This window comes from Massilia eburnea (assembly GCF_009720745.1).
GTDB classification, from domain to species: Bacteria; Pseudomonadota; Gammaproteobacteria; order Burkholderiales; family Burkholderiaceae_D; genus Rugamonas; species Rugamonas eburnea.
On sequence record NZ_WNKX01000070.1, the window covers coordinates 1 to 565 of the forward strand.

The window sequence follows — 565 nt, forward strand, 5'->3', positions numbered from 1 at the left end:
TGGGAGTGCTCGAAAGAGAACCTGCACACAGGTGCTGCATGGCTGTCGTCAGCTCGTGTCGTGAGATGTTGGGTTAAGTCCCGCAACGAGCGCAACCCTTGTCATTAGTTGCTACGCAAGAGCACTCTAATGAGACTGCCGGTGACAAACCGGAGGAAGGTGGGGATGACGTCAAGTCCTCATGGCCCTTATGGGTAGGGCTTCACACGTCATACAATGGTACATACAGAGGGCCGCCAACCCGCGAGGGGGAGCTAATCCCAGAAAGTGTATCGTAGTCCGGATTGTAGTCTGCAACTCGACTACATGAAGTTGGAATCGCTAGTAATCGCGGATCAGCATGTCGCGGTGAATACGTTCCCGGGTCTTGTACACACCGCCCGTCACACCATGGGAGCGGGTTTTACCAGAAGTAGGTAGCTTAACCGTAAGGAGGGCGCTTACCACGGTAGGATTCGTGACTGGGGTGAAGTCGTAACAAGGTAGCCGTATCGGAAGGTGCGGCTGGATCACCTCCTTTCTAGAGTCGGCATCAGACTCAAACGTTCACACTTATCGGCTGTTG

Annotated in this window: 1 rRNA gene; it reads left to right on the forward strand. The window is 54.0% G+C overall.

The window, feature by feature from the left end:
• Positions 1-520: ribosomal RNA gene (locus tag GM658_RS28600) — 16S ribosomal RNA — on the forward strand; the annotation flags it as partial.
• Positions 521-565 lie beyond the last annotated feature (45 nt).